An 18053-nucleotide genomic window follows, 5' to 3' on the forward strand; every position below is an offset into this window, starting at 1 on the left:
CAGGCGGCCGATTCGGCAGACAACGGTCAGCGTCAGGCTCACACCGGGCAGCAGCAGATCGACGCGGCGGTCAGCAACGTCGGGCGCTTGAGTCAGGAGATCGGCCACAGCGCCGAGTCGATGCAGCAACTGGAGCAGGACAGCAACGACATTCAGTCGATCCTCGGCACCATCCGCTCGATTGCCGAGCAGACCAATCTGCTCGCGCTCAACGCCGCTATTGAAGCGGCGCGCGCCGGTGAGCAGGGCAGGGGCTTTGCCGTGGTCGCCGATGAAGTTCGCGCGCTGGCCAAACGCACCTCGGATTCCACCGGTGAGATTGATGCGCTGCTCGGCAATCTGGCGCGGCGCACCCATCAGATGGGCAAGCAGATGCACGCCAGCCTCGAGGTCTCGCAGGAAACCGTGGTGTCGATCAACGAGGCGCGGGCGAGTTTTGAATTGATCCGTGAATCGGTCGACGTGATCCGCGACATGAACACGCAGATCGCCACGGCGGCGGAGGAACAGCATCAAGTGGCCGAGGACATCAATCGGCACATCAGCCAGATTCATGGCGATGCGCAGTTGGTGGCGAGCCTGGCGGATTCGACTCGCCAGGACGCGCAGAACCTGACGGCGTTGTCGCAGACGTTGAATCAGCTGGTGAGCCGGTTTAGGACCTGACACGGTCGCCCAGGCACACCAAAACCTGTGGGAGTGAGCCTGCTCGCGAAGGCGTCAGATCAGTCAAAAATGTAACAACTGACCCATCGCTTTCGCGAGCAGGCTCGCTCCCACATGGGATATCCGGGATCTGGTGAAATCACGCCACAACCGGCAATGCACCCATCTTGCCGTGGCAGTACACCAGCGGTCCCGCCACCTGCTCGGGGACGATCAGGTTCTTCACCGCGCCGACCATGATCGCGTGGTCGCCACCTTCGTATTCACGCCACAACTCGCACTCGATCACCGCCGTCGCATTGGCGAGGATCGGGTTGCCCAGTGCGCTCAACGTCCATTCGATGCCCTGCGCCTTGTCCTTGCCTTTGCGGGCGAAGGCATAGGCCTCGCTTTGCTGCACGCTGGACAACAGGTGAATCGCAAAGCGTTTGTTCTTGATCAGCACGGGATAGGAGTCGGAGCTGTAGTTGGGGCAGAACAGCACCAGCGCCGGGTCCATCGACAGTGAGCTGAACGCGCTGGCGGTCAGGCCGACGATCTGGCCGTCGTCGTCCAGCGTGGTGATGACGGTGACGCCGGACGGGAACGAGCCCATGACTTGTTTGTAAATGGCAGCATCGATCATTGGGTGGTCCTCGGGTGGTGTGACGCGGTTTTTATGGTTTGTAGGTCTGATGGTATACCGTAATACATATCTTGCAAGAGCTTTTCTGGTGAACCGATAAACGTGCCACTTTCGTCGGAAAGGCAATGTTTACGGGGCGTTCAGCTAGCCGTGCAGGGGTGGGATCAGCGAGGATAGCGGATCAGAGGGCGACACAATCAGCGGATCAGGCTTGTGCAAAGTTTGGAATACCATAATATGGTCTGCATCTGAGGGGCGACCCAAGAGTCCTCCCGGTTTGGCTTCATACAAAGATAAAAACAGACAAACTCGAGTTCATGCATATGTCCCAGATGTCCCGGCAAGATCCGTTGATCGAGAATCATACGGTCGATTACGTCCCACTCGCGGAACGCCACGGGAAGGCCCGCGATCTGTTCACTCTTTGGTTCAGCACCAACATCGCGCCACTGCCCATCGTCACCGGCGCCATGGTGGTTCAGGTGTTCCACCTCAATCTGTTCTGGGGGCTGCTGGCGATTGCGCTGGGGCACATGATCGGCGGCGTGGTGATCGCGCTGGCCTCGGCCCAGGGCCCGCGCATGGGCATTCCGCAAATGGTCCAGAGTCGCGGCCAGTTCGGTCGTTATGGCGCACTGCTGATCGTGTTCTTTGCGGCGCTCATCTACATCGGCTTCTTCATTTCCAACATCGTGCTGGCCGGCAAATCCATCGTCGGCATTGCGCCGTCTGTGCCAGCGCCGCTGAGCATTTTGATCGGCGCGCTCGCCGCCACCGCGATCGGTGTGATCGGCTACAACTTCATCCATACGCTCAACCGCATCGGCACCTGGGTGATGGGCGGCGCATTGCTCGCAGGCTTCATCTACATCTTCGCCCATGACTTGCCGGCGGACTTCCTGACGCGCGGCAGTTTCAACCTGTCCGGCTGGCTGGCGACGGTGTCGCTGGGCATCATCTGGCAGATCAGCTTTTCGCCATATGTTTCAGACTATTCGCGTTATCTGCCAGCAGACATCGGTATCGCCAAACCCTTCTGGGCGACGTATCTGGGCGCGACGCTGGGCACGATTCTGTCGTTCAGCTTTGGCGCAGTCGCCGTACTGGCCACGCCGGAAGGCACTGAAGCGATGGCAGCGGTCAAGCAGTCCACCGGTTGGCTGGGGCCGATTCTGATGGTGCTGTTTCTGCTCAACATCATCAGCCACAACGCGCTCAATCTGTATGGCGCGGTGTTGTCGATCATCACTTCGATTCAGACGTTCACCAGCCAGTGGACGCCGAGTATCAAAGTGCGCGTGGTGCTGTCGAGCGTGATTCTGGCCGCGTGCTGTGTGGTCGCCCTCAGTGCTTCGGCGGATTTCATTTCCGAATTCATCGGACTGATTCTGGCGCTGTTGCTGGTGCTGGTGCCGTGGGCGTCGATCAACTTGATCGACTTCTACCTGATCAAGCGCGGCAACTACGACATCGCCTCGATCTTCCGCGCCGACGGTGGCATCTACGGGCGCTTCAACCTGCACGCGATCATTGCCTACTTCATCGGCATCATCGTGCAACTGCCGTTTGCCAACACCTCGCTGTACGTCGGGCCGTACGCCAATCTCGTCGAAGGTGCCGACCTGTCGTGGCTGGTTGGCCTGGTGGTCACCGTGCCGTTGTATTACTGCCTGGCAACTCGCGGTCAGGTGCAGCAGAGCAGGGCGGCCAGACTCGGCTATACCGACTGACTGCAACCGCAATCCAGCAATGCCCGGCCCAGCGCCGGGCATTTTTGTTTGCGCATTTCAGCGGTCACGGAAATTGGCCATATCGATCCCCTTTTGGCCTGCCGCCTACTGTCACCGCGCTACGCTGTCAGCAAGAATCGAAACCATAACAACAGGCTCGACCTTTTTTGCCCTTGGCTATCGTTACAGCCACTGCCGTGTACAGAACATAAAAACCATCGATCTCACGTCGCATTCGGGGAAACAACCATGGTCACGATCAAACGCATTCTGGGCGCCACCGTGTGTGGCCTGACGCTGCTGGCCAGCACCGTCCAGGCCGAGCAACGCGAACTGCGCGTGTACAACTGGGCGGATTACATCCTGCCGTCAGTGCCCAAGGAGTTCGCCGAGCAAAGCAAGATCAAAGTGACCTGGGACACCTTCGACACCAACGAATCCCTGGAAGCCAAACTGCTCACCGGCAACTCCGGTTACGACCTGGTGGTGCCGTCCAATCAGTTCATCGAAACCCAGATCAAGGCCGGCGTGTTCCAGAAACTCGATAAGTCGAAACTGCCGAACTGGCAGCACCAGGATCCGGCCTTGCTCAAGTTGCTCGATGCCAACGACCCCGGCAACCAGTACGGCGTGCCGTACATGTATGGCACCGTGCTGATCGGCTTCAACCCGGCCAAGGTCAAGGCTGCCCTGGGCGATAACGCGCCAGTGGACAGTTGGGATCTGGTGTTCAAACCCGAGAACATGGAAAAGCTCAAGGCCTGCGGCGTGGCGATGCTCGACTCGCCGTCGGAAATCCTGCCGCTGGCCCTGCACTACCTCGGCCTCGATCCGAACAGCCAGAACCCGGCGGACTATGAAAAGGCCAAGGCCTTGATGATGAAGATTCGCCCATACGTGACCTACTTCAACTCGGCCAAGTACATGACCGACATCGCCAACGGCGACATCTGTGTGGCGATCGGTTATTCCGGCAGCTTCTACCAGTTCGGCAATCGCGCCAAAGAGGCGGGCAACGGTGTGGTGGTCGACTGGCGTCTGCCGAAGGAGGGCGCGCCGATCTGGTTCGACACGTTCGCCATTCCGAAAAGCGCGAAGAACGTTGCCGAGGCTCACGAATTCCTCAACCACTTGCTCGATCCGAAAGTGATCGCACCCATCAGTGATTTCCTTGGTTACCCGAATGCCAACAAGGACTCGATGCCGCTGGTCAACAAGGACATCACCGATAACCCCAACCTGACGCCGACCAGCGAAGCGCTGAAAACTCTTTATGTGGTGCAGCCGTTGCCCCAGAAGATGGAGCGGGTGCGCACGCGGGTGTGGACCAGTATCAAATCCGATAAATAAGAGCACCGCACTTCAAATGTGGGAGCGAGCCTGCTCGCGAAAGCGGTGTGTCATTCAACTCCTATGTTGAATGATCCGGCGTATTCGCGAGCAGGCTCGCTCCCACAGGTGGGTTGGGTTGTGTCATTTGGTGCGGCGTTCTGCCTCGCGGCTGGTCGCCAGGCTCAACAGCACCGACCCCAGAATCACCGAGCCCACCACTGCCAGCGACCATTCCACCGGCATGTGGAACCATGGCATCACAACCATCTTGCCGCCAATAAATACCAGCACGATCGCCAGCCCATACTTGAGCAGGTGAAAACGGTCAGCCATGTCTGCCAGCAGGAAATACAGCGCGCGCAGGCCCATGATCGCGAAGATGTTGGAGGTAAACACAATGAACGGGTCGGTGGTCACGGCGAAGATCGCCGGGATGCTGTCGACCGCGAACATCAGGTCGCTGGCCTCGATCAGCACCAGCACCAGAAACATCGGTGTCGCCCAGCGCACGCCGTTCTGCAGGATGAAAAACTTCTCGCCGTGAAAGCCGCTGGTGATGCGCATATGCCCGCGAACCCAGCGCAACAGCGGGTTGTTATCGAGATCCGGTTGCTGGTCGGCAAACACCAGCATTTTGATCCCCGTGATGATCAGGAACACCCCGAAGGCATACAGCAGCCATTCGAACTGCGACACCAGCCACACACCGGCAAAAATCATTATCGCGCGCATGACAATCGCGCCCAGCACGCCGTACAGCAGCACCCGCCGCTGTAATTCCGGCGGCACGGCGAAATAGCTGAAGATCATCACGAAGACGAACATATTGTCGATCGACAGCGACTGCTCGATCAGATAGCCGGTGAGGAATTCCAGGGTTTTCTGCCGGGCGATTTCACCGCCGAATTCGCCGTGCAGATACCACCAGAGCAGCCCGGCAAAACTCAGTGCCAACAGGCACCAGGCAATCACCCAGGCCGACGCTTCCCGCACCGACACTCGGTGCGCCTTGCGCCCGCCGAAGACAAACAAGTCCAGGGCCAGCATGGCCAGAACGAAGACGATGAAGGCGCCCCACATCCAGGGTTCGCCGATATTGATGTTCGTCGCAGGCATGACACGCTCCCCTGTCTTGTTACTTGCAGTGTTATCGCTGATCCAACGGCAAGCGCATCCCCTGTGGGAGCGAGCCTGCTCGCGAATGCGATGGAACAGTGAAGTTGAGGTTGCTGACCCACCGCGTTCGCGAGCAGGCTCGCTCCCACAAGGATCATCTTCTGTTCTCAATCAAAGTCAGACGGGGCCATGCTAGCGATGGATTTGGAGCAAAGAAAAATCGTTTATTTCTGACTGACAGTTCGGCAAAAACGAAGTGTCGGCCACAGAATTCCCCAGGCGTCTCGCCACATTCTTACGGCGACGGCATTAGATCGAACTGGGGGACTTGGCTGGTTGAGGCGACCTGCGCCAGATTTGGAAAAACGAACAAAGGACGATTTAAAGTCACTGAAGAAGGATGAACCAGACCGGCGAGCCGTAAAAACATCAATTTTCTCGCTGTGAGTCGCCGGTCTGATTCTGGTTCGAATGTTGCGAAAGCTGACTGCGCAATCAATCAACTGATAGCAGTGGGCTTGACGTGAACTCTTCCTTTAACGTTATGTTCTTTACCTTCATTTTTTACGATGAAGGCAAAGTCTGCATCGACGATATCTTCGGTTTGCTTGACAGATACTTTACCGCTAATTGCGCTTTTGATTTCCGAGGTAAGTGTAAGTGAGGCGCGCGCACCGTCGGGATGTCCCTTCCCGATTTCATATTCAGTCTTTGTCTTTGGTGAATTCAGAGGAAGCACGATAGAAAGGAATTTAGTTCCCGATTTGGCTCTACCGATAATGCTGAAGCTGTGAGGGGAAAGAGACTGACAAATATATTCTGTGGCGCTGAACTCTTTTTCCTCAAAAAGCTCGGGCGAGATATCAGCTTTGAATATCCAGTCGCCAATAGGCTCCGCTTTGTTTTCGGCGAAGTTCTCCTTCAAATTTTCGAAGTCAGTCATGATTTGCTCCTGATGTAACTAGTTAGCGCCGTTGAAGTAGCGGGCGGATTCAATAAATTTCACCCGTATGATTAACATTGCGCGATTATCAAGCGTTGGACAACTGTCAGATATGACAGTTGGCTATGCTTCGGGGTTGTGCTACTAGCCAATTACAGAGAATCTGGATTCATGAAGTTCTCTGGAACCGCGATGTGTAGCGAGGCTGGCGCATATGATTCGTCCAGTTCTATCGAAAAAACTCCCCCGGCGTTTCACCAAACTGCTGCCGAAACGCCGCAATGAACGCCGAGGTCGAGTCGTATCCGCAGGCCAGCGCTACGTCAGTCACACGCTCACCTTTCTCCAGCGGCGTCAGTGCTCCAAACAAGCGCAGGCGTTGGCGCCAGGCGCGGAAGGTCAGGCCGGTGTCGCGCAAAAACAGGCGGGTCAGGGTCTTTTCAGTGACGCCGAATTTTTCGCTCCAGTGGCTCAGCGTGGTCTGCTGTTCGGGGTGTTGCTCAAGGCTTCGGTAGATCTGCTTCAAGCGCGGGTCTTGCGGGAGCGGCAGCATCAAGTCGATGGTCGGCGCGTCGGCCAATTGATCAAGGATCACCTGGGCCAAGCGTCCGTCAGGGCCGCTTTCGTCGTACACCACTGGCACCTGACTGAAGGCGCGAATCAACTCTCTGAGCAAATCGCTGACGCCGAGCACATGGCAATGTTCAGCCGCCCAACCGGTGACGCTGCTGTCGATGTACAGGCTGCGCATTTCCGTATGCGGTGCGCTGAACACCCGGTGCGGCACACCGGCCGGAATCCACACCGCACGCTCCGGCGGCGCGACGAAACGGCCAGCGCTGGTCTGCACTTCGAGCACGCCTTGAATCGCATAGGACAACTGCACCCACGGATGACTATGACGCCGGGTGAGGGCGCGATTGGGCAGCGATTCGGTGCGTCCGTAAACCGGGCGCGGCAGGCTGGGCAGCCCGGGAACACTGCGGCGAACGCTTTTACTATGTCCTTTAGGCGGCATCTTGCGGCTCTTCGGCGTTAGTCGGTAATTGCCAGTCACGTTAGAGTCGTCGGCACGCACTGGCAACCCCCGGATGAATTTCATGACGCGCCCACGTTTTTTACCCGATAACTTCACCCTGACTTTGATTGCTGTGGTTGTGCTGGCCAGTTTTCTGCCCGCCAGCGGCCAAGTTGCCGTCGGCTTCGGCTGGCTGACCAACATCGCCATCGCCCTGCTGTTTTTCCTGCACGGCGCCAAGCTGTCGCGCGAATCGATCATCGCCGGCGCTGGCCACTGGCGTCTGCATCTGTTGGTGTTTGGCCTGACCTTCGTACTGTTCCCGATCCTCGGCCTGGCGCTGAAACCGCTGTTGTCACCGCTGATTGGCGATCAGCTGTACATGGGCATGCTCTATCTGTGCGCATTGCCGGCCACCGTGCAGTCGGCCATCGCGTTTACCTCACTGGCGCGGGGTAATATTCCGGCGGCGATCTGCAGTGCCGCGGCGTCCAGTCTATTTGGGATTTTCCTTACACCGCTGCTGGTGACGCTGCTGCTCAACGTTCACGGCGACGGCGGCTCGACCCTTGATGCGATCGTGAAAATCAGTGCGCAGTTGCTGCTGCCGTTCATTGCCGGGCAAATTGCTCGGCGCTGGATCGGCGCGTGGGTCGGGCGCAACAAGAACTGGCTGAAATTCGTTGATCAGGGTTCGATTCTGCTGGTGGTGTACGGCGCATTCAGCGAAGCCGTAAACGAAGGCATCTGGCAGCAGATTCCGTTGTTCGAATTGCTCGGCCTGGTGGTGGTCTGCTGCATTCTGCTGGCGCTGGTTCTACTGGCCTCGACCTTTTTGGGCAAAGCCTTTGGCTTCAATCAGGAAGACCGCATCACCATCCTGTTCTGCGGTTCGAAAAAGAGCCTGGCCACCGGCGTGCCGATGGCGCAGGTACTCTTTGCCGGCAGCACCATCGGCGTGTTGATTCTGCCGCTGATGCTGTTCCATCAGATTCAACTGATGGTCTGCGCGGTATTGGCCCAGCGCTATGCGAAACGGCCGGAGTCGGTGCCGGATCTGATGGCGCAGGTTGACCCGTAAAAACGCTTCACAGCCCCGAGTACTTGACCGCCGCTGCCGCCCGCGTAGGAACGTCCAGCGTGCGTAGCAACGAAGACACATGGATGCGCACCGTGAACGGTGAAATATCCAGTTCACGGGCGATTTCCTTGTTGGTTTTGCCTTGGGCGATCAAACGCAGCACGTCCTGCTGACGCGGCGTCAGCGTCGTCGCGGTTTCCAGCGGCAACAGGCCGGACGGCGCCGACTTCACGAGCACTTCACCTTCACGGATCGCCAGAATCGCCTGGCCGATTTCATCCGGCGCAATGTTTTTGCCAATGAAACCGTCAATGCCCGCCGCCATGACTTCACTGATCAACGCCTGGTCGTCGACCATCGACACCACGATCAGCGTGGTGCGCGGCAATCGTCCTCGCAAGTCGGCGAGTTGAGTGATGCAGGTCAGCCCGGGAAAGCGCAGATCGAGCATCAGCGTGTCCGGCTCGTTGCACTCTGACAGTAACTTGAGCACAGCGTCGAAGTCGCCGGCCTCGCAGGTATCCGCATCGGGCAGCAAGCGCTGCACGGTGCGCAGCATTGCTTCGCGAAACAGTGGGTGATCGTCGGCTATGATGATCCGGCACGTCATGACGCGACCCTCCCTGGGTCAGGCGTGATTCAAGGCCTGCACCTTAGCACTGGACGCGAAGGTTGCCTGTAGGCTGCTTCCGAAACTGCAATCGCTGCACAAGGACGTTTCCCATGAAGTTCGAGAAAAACACCGAACTCGACCAGGCCAATCTGCGCATCATCATCGCCGCCATCGCGGTGGTCTACATGGTCGTACTGGTCTTTCTGCCGGGCCATCGCTTCGAGACCTACCTGCCGGTCATCACCTACATCAGCCTGTTCCTGCTGGCGTCCATCGTGTTTCGCCAAGCCATTGCGCGTTGGCCGGGGCATTATCCAGCGCGGCGGATTTTTGCCATGGTCCACGATTACACCGGTACCTGTTTCGGGCTGGTGATCGGCGGCGAAGCGGCGCTGCCGCTGTACGCGGTGATGGTCTGGGTCAACCTTGGCAACGGCATGCGCTACGGCTCGCGCTACCTGGCAATTGCCACCGGGCTTGCGCTGGTGGCGCTGCTGGTGGTCTATCGCCTGACGCCGTATTGGCAGGCGCAGCCGTTCATGGTGCTGATGCTGCTGATTACCAGCACGGTGATTCCGTTCTATGCGCATTTGCTGTTGGAGCGCACACGCAAGGCATCGGAAGAAGCGGTGGCGGCGAATCTGGAAAAATCGCGGTTTCTGGCGCAGGCCAGTCATGATTTGCGTCAGCCGATTCACTCCATTGGCTTGTTTACCGCCTGTTTGCGCGAGTCGCGCTTGGGAGATGACGAGCGGCGGTTGGTCGACAACATCGACCGCTCACTGCTCAATGTTTCGCAACTGTTCCGCTCGATTCTCGACCTCTACACCCTGGATAACGGCCGGGTCGAAGCGAAAATGCAAACGCTGAACCTCGGTGAATGGCTCGCGGACATTGTCCAGCAACATCAGGAAGCGGCACGTTGGGCGGGCGTCGAGCTGCGGCTGCGACCGTGTACCCACTGGGTCAGAACCGACCCGGCGCTGCTGGCGACCATGGTGCAGAACGTGCTCTCCAATTGCTTCAAATACGGCGCGCAGCGGCCGGTGCTGATGGGTGTGCGCAAACGCGGGGCAGGGCTGGCCATTGTTGTTTATGACTGCGGCAATGGTATTGCCGAAGAGCACCTGCACAAGGTTTTCGAGGAGTTTTATCGGGTGCGGCAGCTTCGCGACAAGGATGTCGAGGGTGTCGGCCTGGGCCTGTCGATCATCAAGCGTCTGGGTGAACTGATCGATGTGCAAGTCGCTCTGCGTTCACAGTTGGGGCGCGGCACAGCTGTGACCCTTGCAGGGTTGCCGATCGTAGCGGCGCCGCAGTCACGGGTCGTTCACGGTGAAGCCCGGCAGGTGGGTTTGTTGACTGGGCTGAAGGTGTGTCTGGTCGAGGATGATCGCAACGTACTGCTGGCAACCTCAGCGTTGCTTGAACGCTGGGGCTGTGTGGTTCAGGCCGAGTTGTCAGCTGAAGATCTGGTGACTGGCTGCGACATCATCGTCGCCGACTATGACCTCGGCACCCACGCCACTGGCATCGAATGCATCGACGCAGTGCGCAGGCAGCGCGGCTGGGCAGTGCCGGCGATGATCATCACCGGGCACGAAATCGAGAAGATTCAGGCAGCCTTGCATGACCGGCAGATTGCGATTCTGTCGAAGCCTGTGCGGCCGGCCGAGTTACGCGCGACGTTGCGCGCCCTGCGTGATCGACAAGGCGAAGCGGTTGAACAAATGCTGTAAAGGCCGATGTGAACGGGCGGCTGAGGGAACCGGCCCGTTACACCGGGGCGTTTATTGCGGGCTATTGAACTGGTCGGAATAGCTGCCGGTCATCAGCGCTGATGCCACGCGATCAGAACCGACTCCGACTCGAGAATAGGCCACACGGTTCACGCCGGTACGGTCGGCGCCATCTGCCGCCAAAGCCCCGGCCCCGACGTTATCGGCGCCATCGGAAGCCACCGCGCCAGCCCCGACCTTGTCGGCGCCGTCAGAAGCCACCGCACCTGCTCCGACATGATCGGCGCCGTCAGAAGCCACCGCACCTGCTCCGACATGATCGGCGCCGTCGGAAGCCACCGCACCGGCGCCGACCTTATCGGCTCCGTCAGAAGCTACCGCACCGGCGCCGACCTTATCGGCGCCATCAGAAGCCACCGCGCCAGCCCCGACCTTATCGGCGCCGTCAGAAGCTACCGCGCCAGCCCCGACCTTATCGGCGCCGTCAGAAGCTACCGCACCGGCGCCGACATGATCGGCGCCGTCAGAAGCCACCGCGCCGGCCCCGACATGATCGGCGCCGTCAGAAGCTACCGCGCCAGCCCCGACCTTATCGGCGCCGTCAGAAGCTACCGCGCCGACGCCGACCTTATCGGCTCCGTCAGAAGCCACCGCCCCGGCGCCGACCTTATCGGCCCCATCAGAAGCCACTGCCTGCGGTTGCGCCGCCCAGACATTGGGCACCACGACGCTGGCCGCTACCGCAAGAAGCACGCCTGAGAACAACTTGTATTTCATGGTTTTCTCCACGACCCGGCTGCCATACAGCGATCAATCGCGCGCGATGCATATAGACGCCACGACTCATTGGCCTGGGTTTACCTGGTTGGCGAAAGGCACGGGCACACCGAGTGGCGTGCGGGTGTCGACATGAATCTGATCGAACCGATTGAGTATAGGACCGGCCTCGAGAACCGCCACGGCGGGGAGATCGACGGACAGAAAAAAAACAAGCCCGCATTGCGCGGGCTTCGTTGTGTGGGGCTTGTTAAATGTTTGCCAATGCCTGGGCCAGGTCGGTGCGCAGGTCTTCAACGTCTTCCACTCCGACCGACAACCGCACCAGCCCGTCGCCAATCCCCAGCTTCGCACGGGTTTCCGGCGGAATGGTCGCGTGGGTCATGATCGCCGGGTGCTCGATCAGGCTCTCCACACCGCCCAGACTTTCCGCCAACGCAAAGATCTTCACGTTCTCCAAAAACCGCCGCGCACCGGCCAGATCGCTGTTCAGATCAACAGAAATCATCCCGCCAAAACCACGCATCTGCCGCTTGGCCAGCTCATGCTGAGGGTGCGACTCGAGGCCCGGATAGTGGACGCGCTTGACCTGCGGTTGCTGCTCGAGCCACTGCGCCAGATCCAGGGCGTTGCTGCAATGACGCTCCATGCGCAGAGCCAGGGTTTTCACTCCGCGCAGAGTCAAGAACGCATCGAACGGCCCGGAAATCGCGCCGACGGCGTTCTGCAGAAAACCAAGTTTTTCCGCCAGCTCGGCGTTCTGCCCGACCACGGCAATGCCGCCGATCACGTCGGAGTGGCCGTTCAGATATTTGGTGGTCGAGTGCAGGACGATGTCGAAACCCAGCTCCAGTGGGCGCTGGATATACGGGCTGGCGAACGTGTTGTCGGCGACGCAGATGATCCCGCGTGCGCGGCAGATGCGCGCGATGGCGGCCAGATCCGACAGGCTCAGCAGCGGGTTGGTCGGGGTCTCGACCATGACCATGCGCGTGTCGTCCTGCAGCGACGCTTCGAACGCCGACAGATCGGTCAGGTCGACGAAGCTGAAACGGTGCCCGGCACTGCGCTGACGGACCTTGTCGAACAGGCGGAACGTGCCGCCGTACAAGTCATTGCCGGAAACGATGTGCGAGCCGGCATCCAGCAGTTCCAATACCGTGGAAATCGCTGCCAGCCCCGAGGCGAAGGCGAAGGCGCGGGTGCCGCCTTCAAGATCCGCTACGCAGCGTTCCAGGGCAAAGCGCGTCGGGTTATGCGAGCGGCCGTAGTCGAAACCCTTGTGCACGCCGGGGCTGTCTTGCAGATAGGTGGAGTTGGCGTAGATCGGCGGCATCAGTGCGCCGGTGGTCGGGTCGGGCTGTTGCCCGGCGTGGATCACCCGGGTGGCAAAGCCTTGGGATTTATCGTCGTGCTGACTCATGCAAGGGATCTCCGTAATTGGTTGAGCATATCGGTGCGGGTGATCAGGCCATGGAAGCCGGACGCGTCAGCGATGATCGCGACGAGGCCACGGCTGAGCACCGCTTCCAGTTCGGCCAGGGTTGCAGCCGGGGCGAGGGTTTGCAGTTTGTCAGTCATCACGCTGGACACCGACTGGCTGAAGCGCGCGGCGTCTTCGTGCACGCCGAGGAGGATGTCGGACTCATCGATCACGCCCACCAGTTGCTTGCCTTCGACCAGCACCGGCAATTGCGAGACGTCCGCCAGACGCATGCGCTGGAACGCCGTGAGCAGTGTGTCGTCCGGGCCGACGCTGATCACCCGGCCGTCCTCGAAACGCCGTGCGATCAAGTCGCGAAGATCGCCGTAGCCCTTACGTTGCAACAGGCCCTGGTCGGTCATCCACTGATCGTTGTAGACCTTCGACAGGTAGCGCGTGCCGGTGTCGCAAACAAAGCTGACCACGCGTTTCGGCTCGGTTTGTTCGCGGCAATAACGCAGCGCGGCAGCGAACAGGGTGCCGGTCGATGAGCCGCCGAGAATGCCCTCGGCCTTGAGCAACTGGCGCACGTGATCGAAGCTTTCCGCGTCACTGATCGAGTAGGCGTGACGCACGCTGGACAGGTCAGTGATCGACGGAATGAAGTCTTCGCCGATGCCCTCGACGGCCCACGAACCGGGCGTCGGCAAGGTGCCGTCGCGGCTGTATTGCGCCATCACCGAGCCGATCGGATCGGCGAGCACCATTTCCAGATTCGGCTGCACGCGCTTGAAGAAGCGACTCAGCCCGGTCAGCGTGCCGGCCGATCCGACGCCAACGACGATGGCGTCCAGATCATGTTCGGTCTGCGCCCAGATCTCCGGCGCGGTGCTGCATTCGTGGGCGAGCGGATTGGCCGGGTTGTTGAACTGATCAGCGAAAAACGCCCCGGGAATGTCCTTGGCCAAACGCGCCGCGACGTCCTGGTAATACTCGGGATGGCCCTTGCCGACATCGGAGCGGGTGATGTGCACTTCGGCGCCCATGGCCTTCAAGTGCAGGACTTTCTCGGTGGACATTTTGTCCGGCACCACCAGCACCACACGATAGCCTTTGGCCCGGCCGACCAGGGCCAGACCCAGACCGGTATTGCCGGCAGTGGCCTCGACAATCGTGCCGCCCGGTTGCAGGCGGCCGTCACGTTCCGCAGCGTCGATCATCGCCAGACCGATACGGTCCTTGATCGAGCCGCCGGGGTTCTGCGATTCGAGTTTGAGAAACAGCGTACAGGGTCCGGTATCGAAGCGGGTGACCTGAACCAGCGGAGTATTGCCTATCAGCCCAAGCACGGCAGGGCGTGATTCCTTCGACATTTCTTCACCTCTTTATGGTGTTGATCGCGTTCCGATCGCGGGGAAAAGACTCGCGTGCAACTTAGGCGCAGACATCTTCTCTCGCAACCTTTAAACCCTGGAAAATCCAGCCATTTGGATCTAACGATAGAACGAAATCGGCAAGCTGCCGGAAGAGTTCCGATGTGTTTACAGCAAGGCGTCATCGAGTATTCAAAGGGCGTCTTCGTCGCGACAAAAGCTTGATTTGTGTCCCCGGGTTTCGATCGTTCCCGCGCTCTGCGTGGGAATGCAGCCGGGGACGCTCAGCGCCCCTACGGGCCGAAGATCGCAGCCTTCGGCAGCTCCTACACGTGCCACTGTGCATGAGCAAAACTTGTGATGAAGCAGAAAAGATTGAGTTTATTTCATTAGGATCGGATCCCGACAATGGCTGCCATCGAATAAGCATCTGGAGTTTTTTGTCATGGCACTGGCCCATTCCCTTGGATTTCCGCGCATCGGTCGCGACCGCGAACTGAAGAAAGCGCAAGAGGCGTTCTGGAAAGGAGAACTGAACGAGGCGGGCTTGCGTGACGTCGGGCGTGCGCTGCGCAAGGCCCATTGGAACTTGCAGAAAAACGCTGGCATCGAGTTGCTGCCGGTCGGCGATTTCGCTTGGTACGACCAGGTGCTCACGCACTCGCTGATGTTCGGCGTGATCCCCGAACGCTTCCGCCCGCATGACGGCAAAGCCACGCTGCAAACCCTGTTCAGCATGGCCCGAGGTGTCAGCAATGCTTGCTGCGGCGACGGCCATGCTCAGGAAATGACCAAGTGGTTCGACACCAACTATCACTACCTCGTACCGGAATTCAGTGTCGACCAGCACTTCCAGCTGGGTTGGGAGCAGCTGTTTGAAGAAACTGAAGAGGCCCGTGCACTGGGGCACAACGTCAAACCGGTGATCATCGGCCCGCTGACCTATCTGTGGCTGGGCAAAACCAAAGGCACCGATTTCGACAAGCTCGATTTGCTTGATCGCCTGCTGCCGCTGTACGGCCAGATCTTCGCGCGACTGGCAGCATTGGGCGTGGAGTGGGTGCAGATCGACGAGCCGATTCTGGTGCTCGATCTGCCTCAGGACTGGAAGAATGCCTTCGAGCGCGCCTACAACCAGATCCAGCGCGACCCGCTGAAAAAACTGCTTGCTACGTACTTCGGTGGTCTGGAAGAAAACCTCGGCCTGGCGGCGAACCTGCCGGTCGATGGCCTGCACATCGATCTGGTGCGCGCGCCGGATCAGTACCCGACCATTCTGGATCGTCTGCCGGCCTATAAAGTGCTGTCGCTGGGTGTGGTCAACGGCCGCAACGTCTGGCGCTGCGATCTGCAAAACGCGCTGGTGACGCTGCGCCATGCCCATGAGCGTCTGGGTGACCGTTTGTGGGTGGCGCCGTCCTGCTCGTTGCTGCACAGCCCGGTTGATCTGGGCCGAGAAGACCAGCTCGATGCCGAACTGAAAAGTTGGCTGGCATTTGCCGTGCAGAAGTGCGAAGAGGTCGCCGTGCTCGCTCAAGCGGTCAGCGAGCCGGAAGCGCCGCAGGTGTTGCGCGCCCTGGCGCAAAGCCGCTCGGTACAAACCAGCCGCGCCGCCTCGCCGCGTATTCACAAGCCGGCGGTGCAAGCGCGGGTTGCGGCGATCACTGCCAGGGATGCGCAACGCCAATCGCCGTTTGCCCAGCGCATCGCCAAACAGCGCGGCAAACTCGATTTACCGCTGTTTCCGACCACCACTATTGGTTCGTTTCCGCAAACGGCGGCGATCCGACTGGCGCGTCAGGCCTACAAGCAAGGCAAGCTCAGCGCCGCCGATTACACCGATGCGATGCACACGGAGATTCGCCACGCTGTAGAAATTCAAGAACGCCTCGGCCTGGATGTGCTGGTGCACGGTGAAGCCGAGCGCAACGACATGGTCGAATACTTTGCCGAACAACTCGACGGCTATGCCTTCACCCGTTTTGGCTGGGTGCAGAGCTACGGTTCGCGCTGCGTCAAACCGGCGGTAATCTTCGGCGACCTCAGCCGCCCGCAAGCGATGACGGTCGAATGGATTCGCTATGCCCAGGGCCTCACCGACAAGGTCATGAAAGGCATGCTGACCGGCCCGGTGACCATGCTGATGTGGTCGTTCGCCCGCGAAGACGTCAGCCGCGAGGTGCAGGCTCGACAACTGGCGCTGGCCATTCGTGACGAAGTGAATGATCTGGAAGCGGCAGGAATCAAAATCGTGCAGATCGACGAAGCGGCGTTCCGCGAAGGCTTGCCGTTACGCCGGGCGCAGTGGCCAGCGTATCTGGAATGGGCAAGCGAAGCGTTCCGCCTGTGCGCCTCCGGCGTGCGCGACGAAACGCAGATTCACACGCACATGTGCTACAGCGAATTCAACGATGTGATCGAGTCGATCGCGGCGATGGACGCCGATGTCATCACCATCGAAACCTCGCGTTCGGACATGGAACTGCTTGAGGCTTTCGAAGCGTTCGCCTACCCGAACGACATTGGCCCGGGCGTCTACGATATTCACTCGCCACGGATTCCCGATGTGACGGAAATGGTTGGCTTGCTGCGCAAGGCGGCGCAGCGTATTCCGGTCGAGCGGCTGTGGGTCAATCCGGATTGCGGGTTGAAAACCCGAGGCTGGCCAGAGACCGAAGCGGCGTTGGTGCACATGGTCAACGCCGCACGACAACTGCGCAAAGAGTGGGCCTGATCCCTTACCGCCCTGGAATACATAACCCCTGTGGGAGCGAGCAAGCTCACTCCCACAGGTTTTCGCGCTACACCTGCCATCCGCGCCAACCCACAAATCCACTGTAGGAGCGAGCCTGCTCGCGAAAGCGGTCTGTCAGCCACAAATAAATCGCCCGACCTGCCGCCTTCGTGAGCAAGCTCACTCCCACAGGATTTCGCGCTACACCCGCGATCCCCGGCAACCCACAAAACCAATGTGGGAGCGAGCTTGCTCGCGAAAGCGGTCTGTCAGCCACAAATAAATCGCCTGACCTGCCGCCTTCGTGAGCAAGCCCACTCCCACAGGATTTCGCGCTACACCCGCGATCCCCGGCAACCCACAAATTCACTGTGGGAGCGAGCCTGCTCGCGAAAGCAGTCTGTCAGCCACAAATAAATCGCCCGACCTGCCGCCTTCGTGAGCAAGCTCACTCCCACAGGATTTCGCGCTACACCCCGATTCCCGGCAACCCACAAATCCATTGTGGGAGCGAGCTTGCTCGCGAAAGCGGTCTGTCAGCCACAAATAAATCGCCCGACCTGCCGCCTTCGTGAGCAAGCCCACTCCCACAGAATTTCGCGCTACACCTGCCATCCGCGCCAACCCACAAATCCACCGTGGGAGCGAGCCTGCTCGCGAAAGCGGTCTGTCAGCCAAAGATAAATTGCCTGACCTGCCACCTTCGTGAGCAAGCTCACTCCCACAGGATTTCGCGCTACAACCGCCATCCCCGGCGACCCACAAAACCAATGTGGGAGCGAGCCTGCTCGCGAAAGCAGTCTGTCAGCCACAAATAAATCGCCCGGCCTGCCGCCTTCGTGAGCAAGCCCACTCCCACAGGATTTCGCGCTACACCCGCGAT

General features: G+C 59.6%; 13 protein-coding genes and 1 pseudogene. 6 read left to right on the forward strand and 8 right to left on the reverse strand.

The genetic code is table 11. From position 1 onward, the window contains the following. Positions 1-66: 66 nt before the first annotated feature. Positions 67-666 (forward strand): annotated as a pseudogene (locus ACMYUN_RS26260) (methyl-accepting chemotaxis protein); the annotation flags it as partial. A 139-nt stretch (positions 667-805) separates the two neighbouring features. On the opposite strand, the gene ACMYUN_RS26265 reads toward ACMYUN_RS26260, so the two are convergent. Then, positions 806-1291: a flavin reductase family protein gene (locus tag ACMYUN_RS26265; protein ID WP_042606747.1), complete on the reverse strand. Its 486-nt coding sequence runs from the start codon at positions 1289-1291 to the stop codon at positions 806-808. Positions 1292-1614: 323 nt separating this feature from the next. On the opposite strand from ACMYUN_RS26265, the gene ACMYUN_RS26270 reads away from it, so the two are divergent. Both ACMYUN_RS26270 and ACMYUN_RS26275 read left to right on the forward strand, forming a co-directional pair. Then, positions 1615-3021, forward strand: a complete 1407-nt coding sequence (locus ACMYUN_RS26270) for a purine-cytosine permease family protein (RefSeq protein ID WP_415762219.1) — start codon at positions 1615-1617, stop codon at positions 3019-3021. Positions 3022-3270: 249 nt separating this feature from the next. Further along, a complete protein-coding gene (locus ACMYUN_RS26275; RefSeq protein ID WP_415762220.1) occupies positions 3271-4371 on the forward strand; it encodes a polyamine ABC transporter substrate-binding protein in 1101 nt (366 codons plus the stop codon). A gap of 123 nt (positions 4372-4494) precedes the next feature. Here the strand turns inward: ACMYUN_RS26275 and ACMYUN_RS26280 are convergent, their stop codons facing one another. The 3 genes from ACMYUN_RS26280 to ACMYUN_RS26290 all read right to left on the reverse strand — a co-directional run bounded on the left by ACMYUN_RS26280 (position 4495) and on the right by ACMYUN_RS26290 (position 7430). Beyond that, positions 4495-5469 (reverse strand): TerC family protein, encoded by a 975-nt coding sequence (locus tag ACMYUN_RS26280; RefSeq protein WP_415762221.1) that lies wholly within the window; start codon positions 5467-5469, stop codon positions 4495-4497. A gap of 499 nt (positions 5470-5968) precedes the next feature. Beyond that, the gene (locus ACMYUN_RS26285) at positions 5969-6412 is read right to left on the reverse strand and encodes a hypothetical protein (RefSeq protein WP_415762222.1); all 444 of its coding nucleotides are present in this window, start codon (positions 6410-6412) and stop codon (positions 5969-5971) included. 229 nt (positions 6413-6641) lie between these two features. Then, the gene (locus tag ACMYUN_RS26290; RefSeq protein ID WP_415764005.1) at positions 6642-7430 is read right to left on the reverse strand and encodes an AraC family transcriptional regulator; all 789 of its coding nucleotides are present in this window, start codon (positions 7428-7430) and stop codon (positions 6642-6644) included. Between the two features lie 82 nt (positions 7431-7512). Between ACMYUN_RS26290 and ACMYUN_RS26295 the strand changes: the two genes are divergently transcribed. Next, positions 7513-8511 carry a bile acid:sodium symporter family protein gene (locus ACMYUN_RS26295; RefSeq protein ID WP_415762224.1) on the forward strand — a complete coding sequence of 333 codons (999 nt, stop codon included), beginning with the start codon at positions 7513-7515 and terminating at the stop codon, positions 8509-8511. A gap of 7 nt (positions 8512-8518) precedes the next feature. Here ACMYUN_RS26295 and ACMYUN_RS26300 read toward each other — a convergent pair whose 3' ends face one another. Next, on the reverse strand, positions 8519-9121 hold the full coding sequence (locus tag ACMYUN_RS26300) for a LuxR C-terminal-related transcriptional regulator (protein ID WP_415762225.1): 603 nt from the start codon (positions 9119-9121) through the stop codon (positions 8519-8521). A gap of 113 nt (positions 9122-9234) precedes the next feature. Here ACMYUN_RS26300 and ACMYUN_RS26305 point away from each other — a divergent pair, with 113 nt between their 5' ends. Next, on the forward strand, positions 9235-10863 hold the full coding sequence (locus ACMYUN_RS26305) for a hybrid sensor histidine kinase/response regulator (RefSeq protein ID WP_415762226.1): 1629 nt from the start codon (positions 9235-9237) through the stop codon (positions 10861-10863). Positions 10864-10914: 51 nt separating this feature from the next. Here ACMYUN_RS26305 and ACMYUN_RS26310 read toward each other — a convergent pair whose 3' ends face one another. The 3 genes from ACMYUN_RS26310 to ACMYUN_RS26320 all read right to left on the reverse strand — a co-directional run bounded on the left by ACMYUN_RS26310 (position 10915) and on the right by ACMYUN_RS26320 (position 14436). Beyond that, complete coding sequence (locus ACMYUN_RS26310) at positions 10915-11640, reverse strand: hypothetical protein (RefSeq protein ID WP_415762227.1); 726 nt, start codon at positions 11638-11640, stop codon at positions 10915-10917. Positions 11641-11890: 250 nt separating this feature from the next. Next, positions 11891-13063, reverse strand: coding sequence for a cystathionine gamma-synthase (locus tag ACMYUN_RS26315; protein WP_415762228.1), 1173 nt, complete (start codon positions 13061-13063; stop codon positions 11891-11893). Then, the gene (locus tag ACMYUN_RS26320; protein WP_415762229.1) at positions 13060-14436 is read right to left on the reverse strand and encodes a pyridoxal-phosphate dependent enzyme; all 1377 of its coding nucleotides are present in this window, start codon (positions 14434-14436) and stop codon (positions 13060-13062) included. Before ACMYUN_RS26320 ends, ACMYUN_RS26315 begins: the two co-directional genes overlap by 4 nt. A gap of 445 nt (positions 14437-14881) precedes the next feature. Between ACMYUN_RS26320 and metE the strand changes: the two genes are divergently transcribed. Beyond that, complete coding sequence (gene metE, locus ACMYUN_RS26325) at positions 14882-17170, forward strand: 5-methyltetrahydropteroyltriglutamate--homocysteine S-methyltransferase (RefSeq protein WP_415762230.1); 2289 nt, start codon at positions 14882-14884, stop codon at positions 17168-17170. Positions 17171-18053: the final 883 nt, after the last annotated feature.

The organism is Pseudomonas sp. CP4 (assembly GCF_047758505.1).
Taxonomy (GTDB): domain Bacteria; phylum Pseudomonadota; class Gammaproteobacteria; order Pseudomonadales; family Pseudomonadaceae; genus Aquipseudomonas; species Aquipseudomonas fluorescens_AO.

What these genes read in the sequence shown, in the direction of transcription:
- ACMYUN_RS26265 (WP_042606747.1), bottom strand. Translation starts at nt 1,291, where the DNA reads ATGATCGATGCTGCCATTTACAAACAAGTCATGGGCTCGTTCCCGTCC.
- ACMYUN_RS26320 (WP_415762229.1), bottom strand. Translation starts at nt 14,436, where the DNA reads ATGTCGAAGGAATCACGCCCTGCCGTGCTTGGGCTGATAGGCAATACT.
- ACMYUN_RS26295 (WP_415762224.1), top strand. Translation starts at nt 7,513, where the DNA reads ATGACGCGCCCACGTTTTTTACCCGATAACTTCACCCTGACTTTGATT.
- ACMYUN_RS26300 (WP_415762225.1), bottom strand. Translation starts at nt 9,121, where the DNA reads ATGACGTGCCGGATCATCATAGCCGACGATCACCCACTGTTTCGCGAA.
- ACMYUN_RS26305 (WP_415762226.1), top strand. Translation starts at nt 9,235, where the DNA reads ATGAAGTTCGAGAAAAACACCGAACTCGACCAGGCCAATCTGCGCATC.
- ACMYUN_RS26315 (WP_415762228.1), bottom strand. Translation starts at nt 13,063, where the DNA reads ATGAGTCAGCACGACGATAAATCCCAAGGCTTTGCCACCCGGGTGATC.
- ACMYUN_RS26275 (WP_415762220.1), top strand. Translation starts at nt 3,271, where the DNA reads ATGGTCACGATCAAACGCATTCTGGGCGCCACCGTGTGTGGCCTGACG.
- metE (WP_415762230.1), top strand. Translation starts at nt 14,882, where the DNA reads ATGGCACTGGCCCATTCCCTTGGATTTCCGCGCATCGGTCGCGACCGC.
- ACMYUN_RS26310 (WP_415762227.1), bottom strand. Translation starts at nt 11,640, where the DNA reads ATGAAATACAAGTTGTTCTCAGGCGTGCTTCTTGCGGTAGCGGCCAGC.
- ACMYUN_RS26280 (WP_415762221.1), bottom strand. Translation starts at nt 5,469, where the DNA reads ATGCCTGCGACGAACATCAATATCGGCGAACCCTGGATGTGGGGCGCC.
- ACMYUN_RS26270 (WP_415762219.1), top strand. Translation starts at nt 1,615, where the DNA reads ATGTCCCAGATGTCCCGGCAAGATCCGTTGATCGAGAATCATACGGTC.
- ACMYUN_RS26290 (WP_415764005.1), bottom strand. Translation starts at nt 7,430, where the DNA reads ATGCCGCCTAAAGGACATAGTAAAAGCGTTCGCCGCAGTGTTCCCGGG.
- ACMYUN_RS26285 (WP_415762222.1), bottom strand. Translation starts at nt 6,412, where the DNA reads ATGACTGACTTCGAAAATTTGAAGGAGAACTTCGCCGAAAACAAAGCG.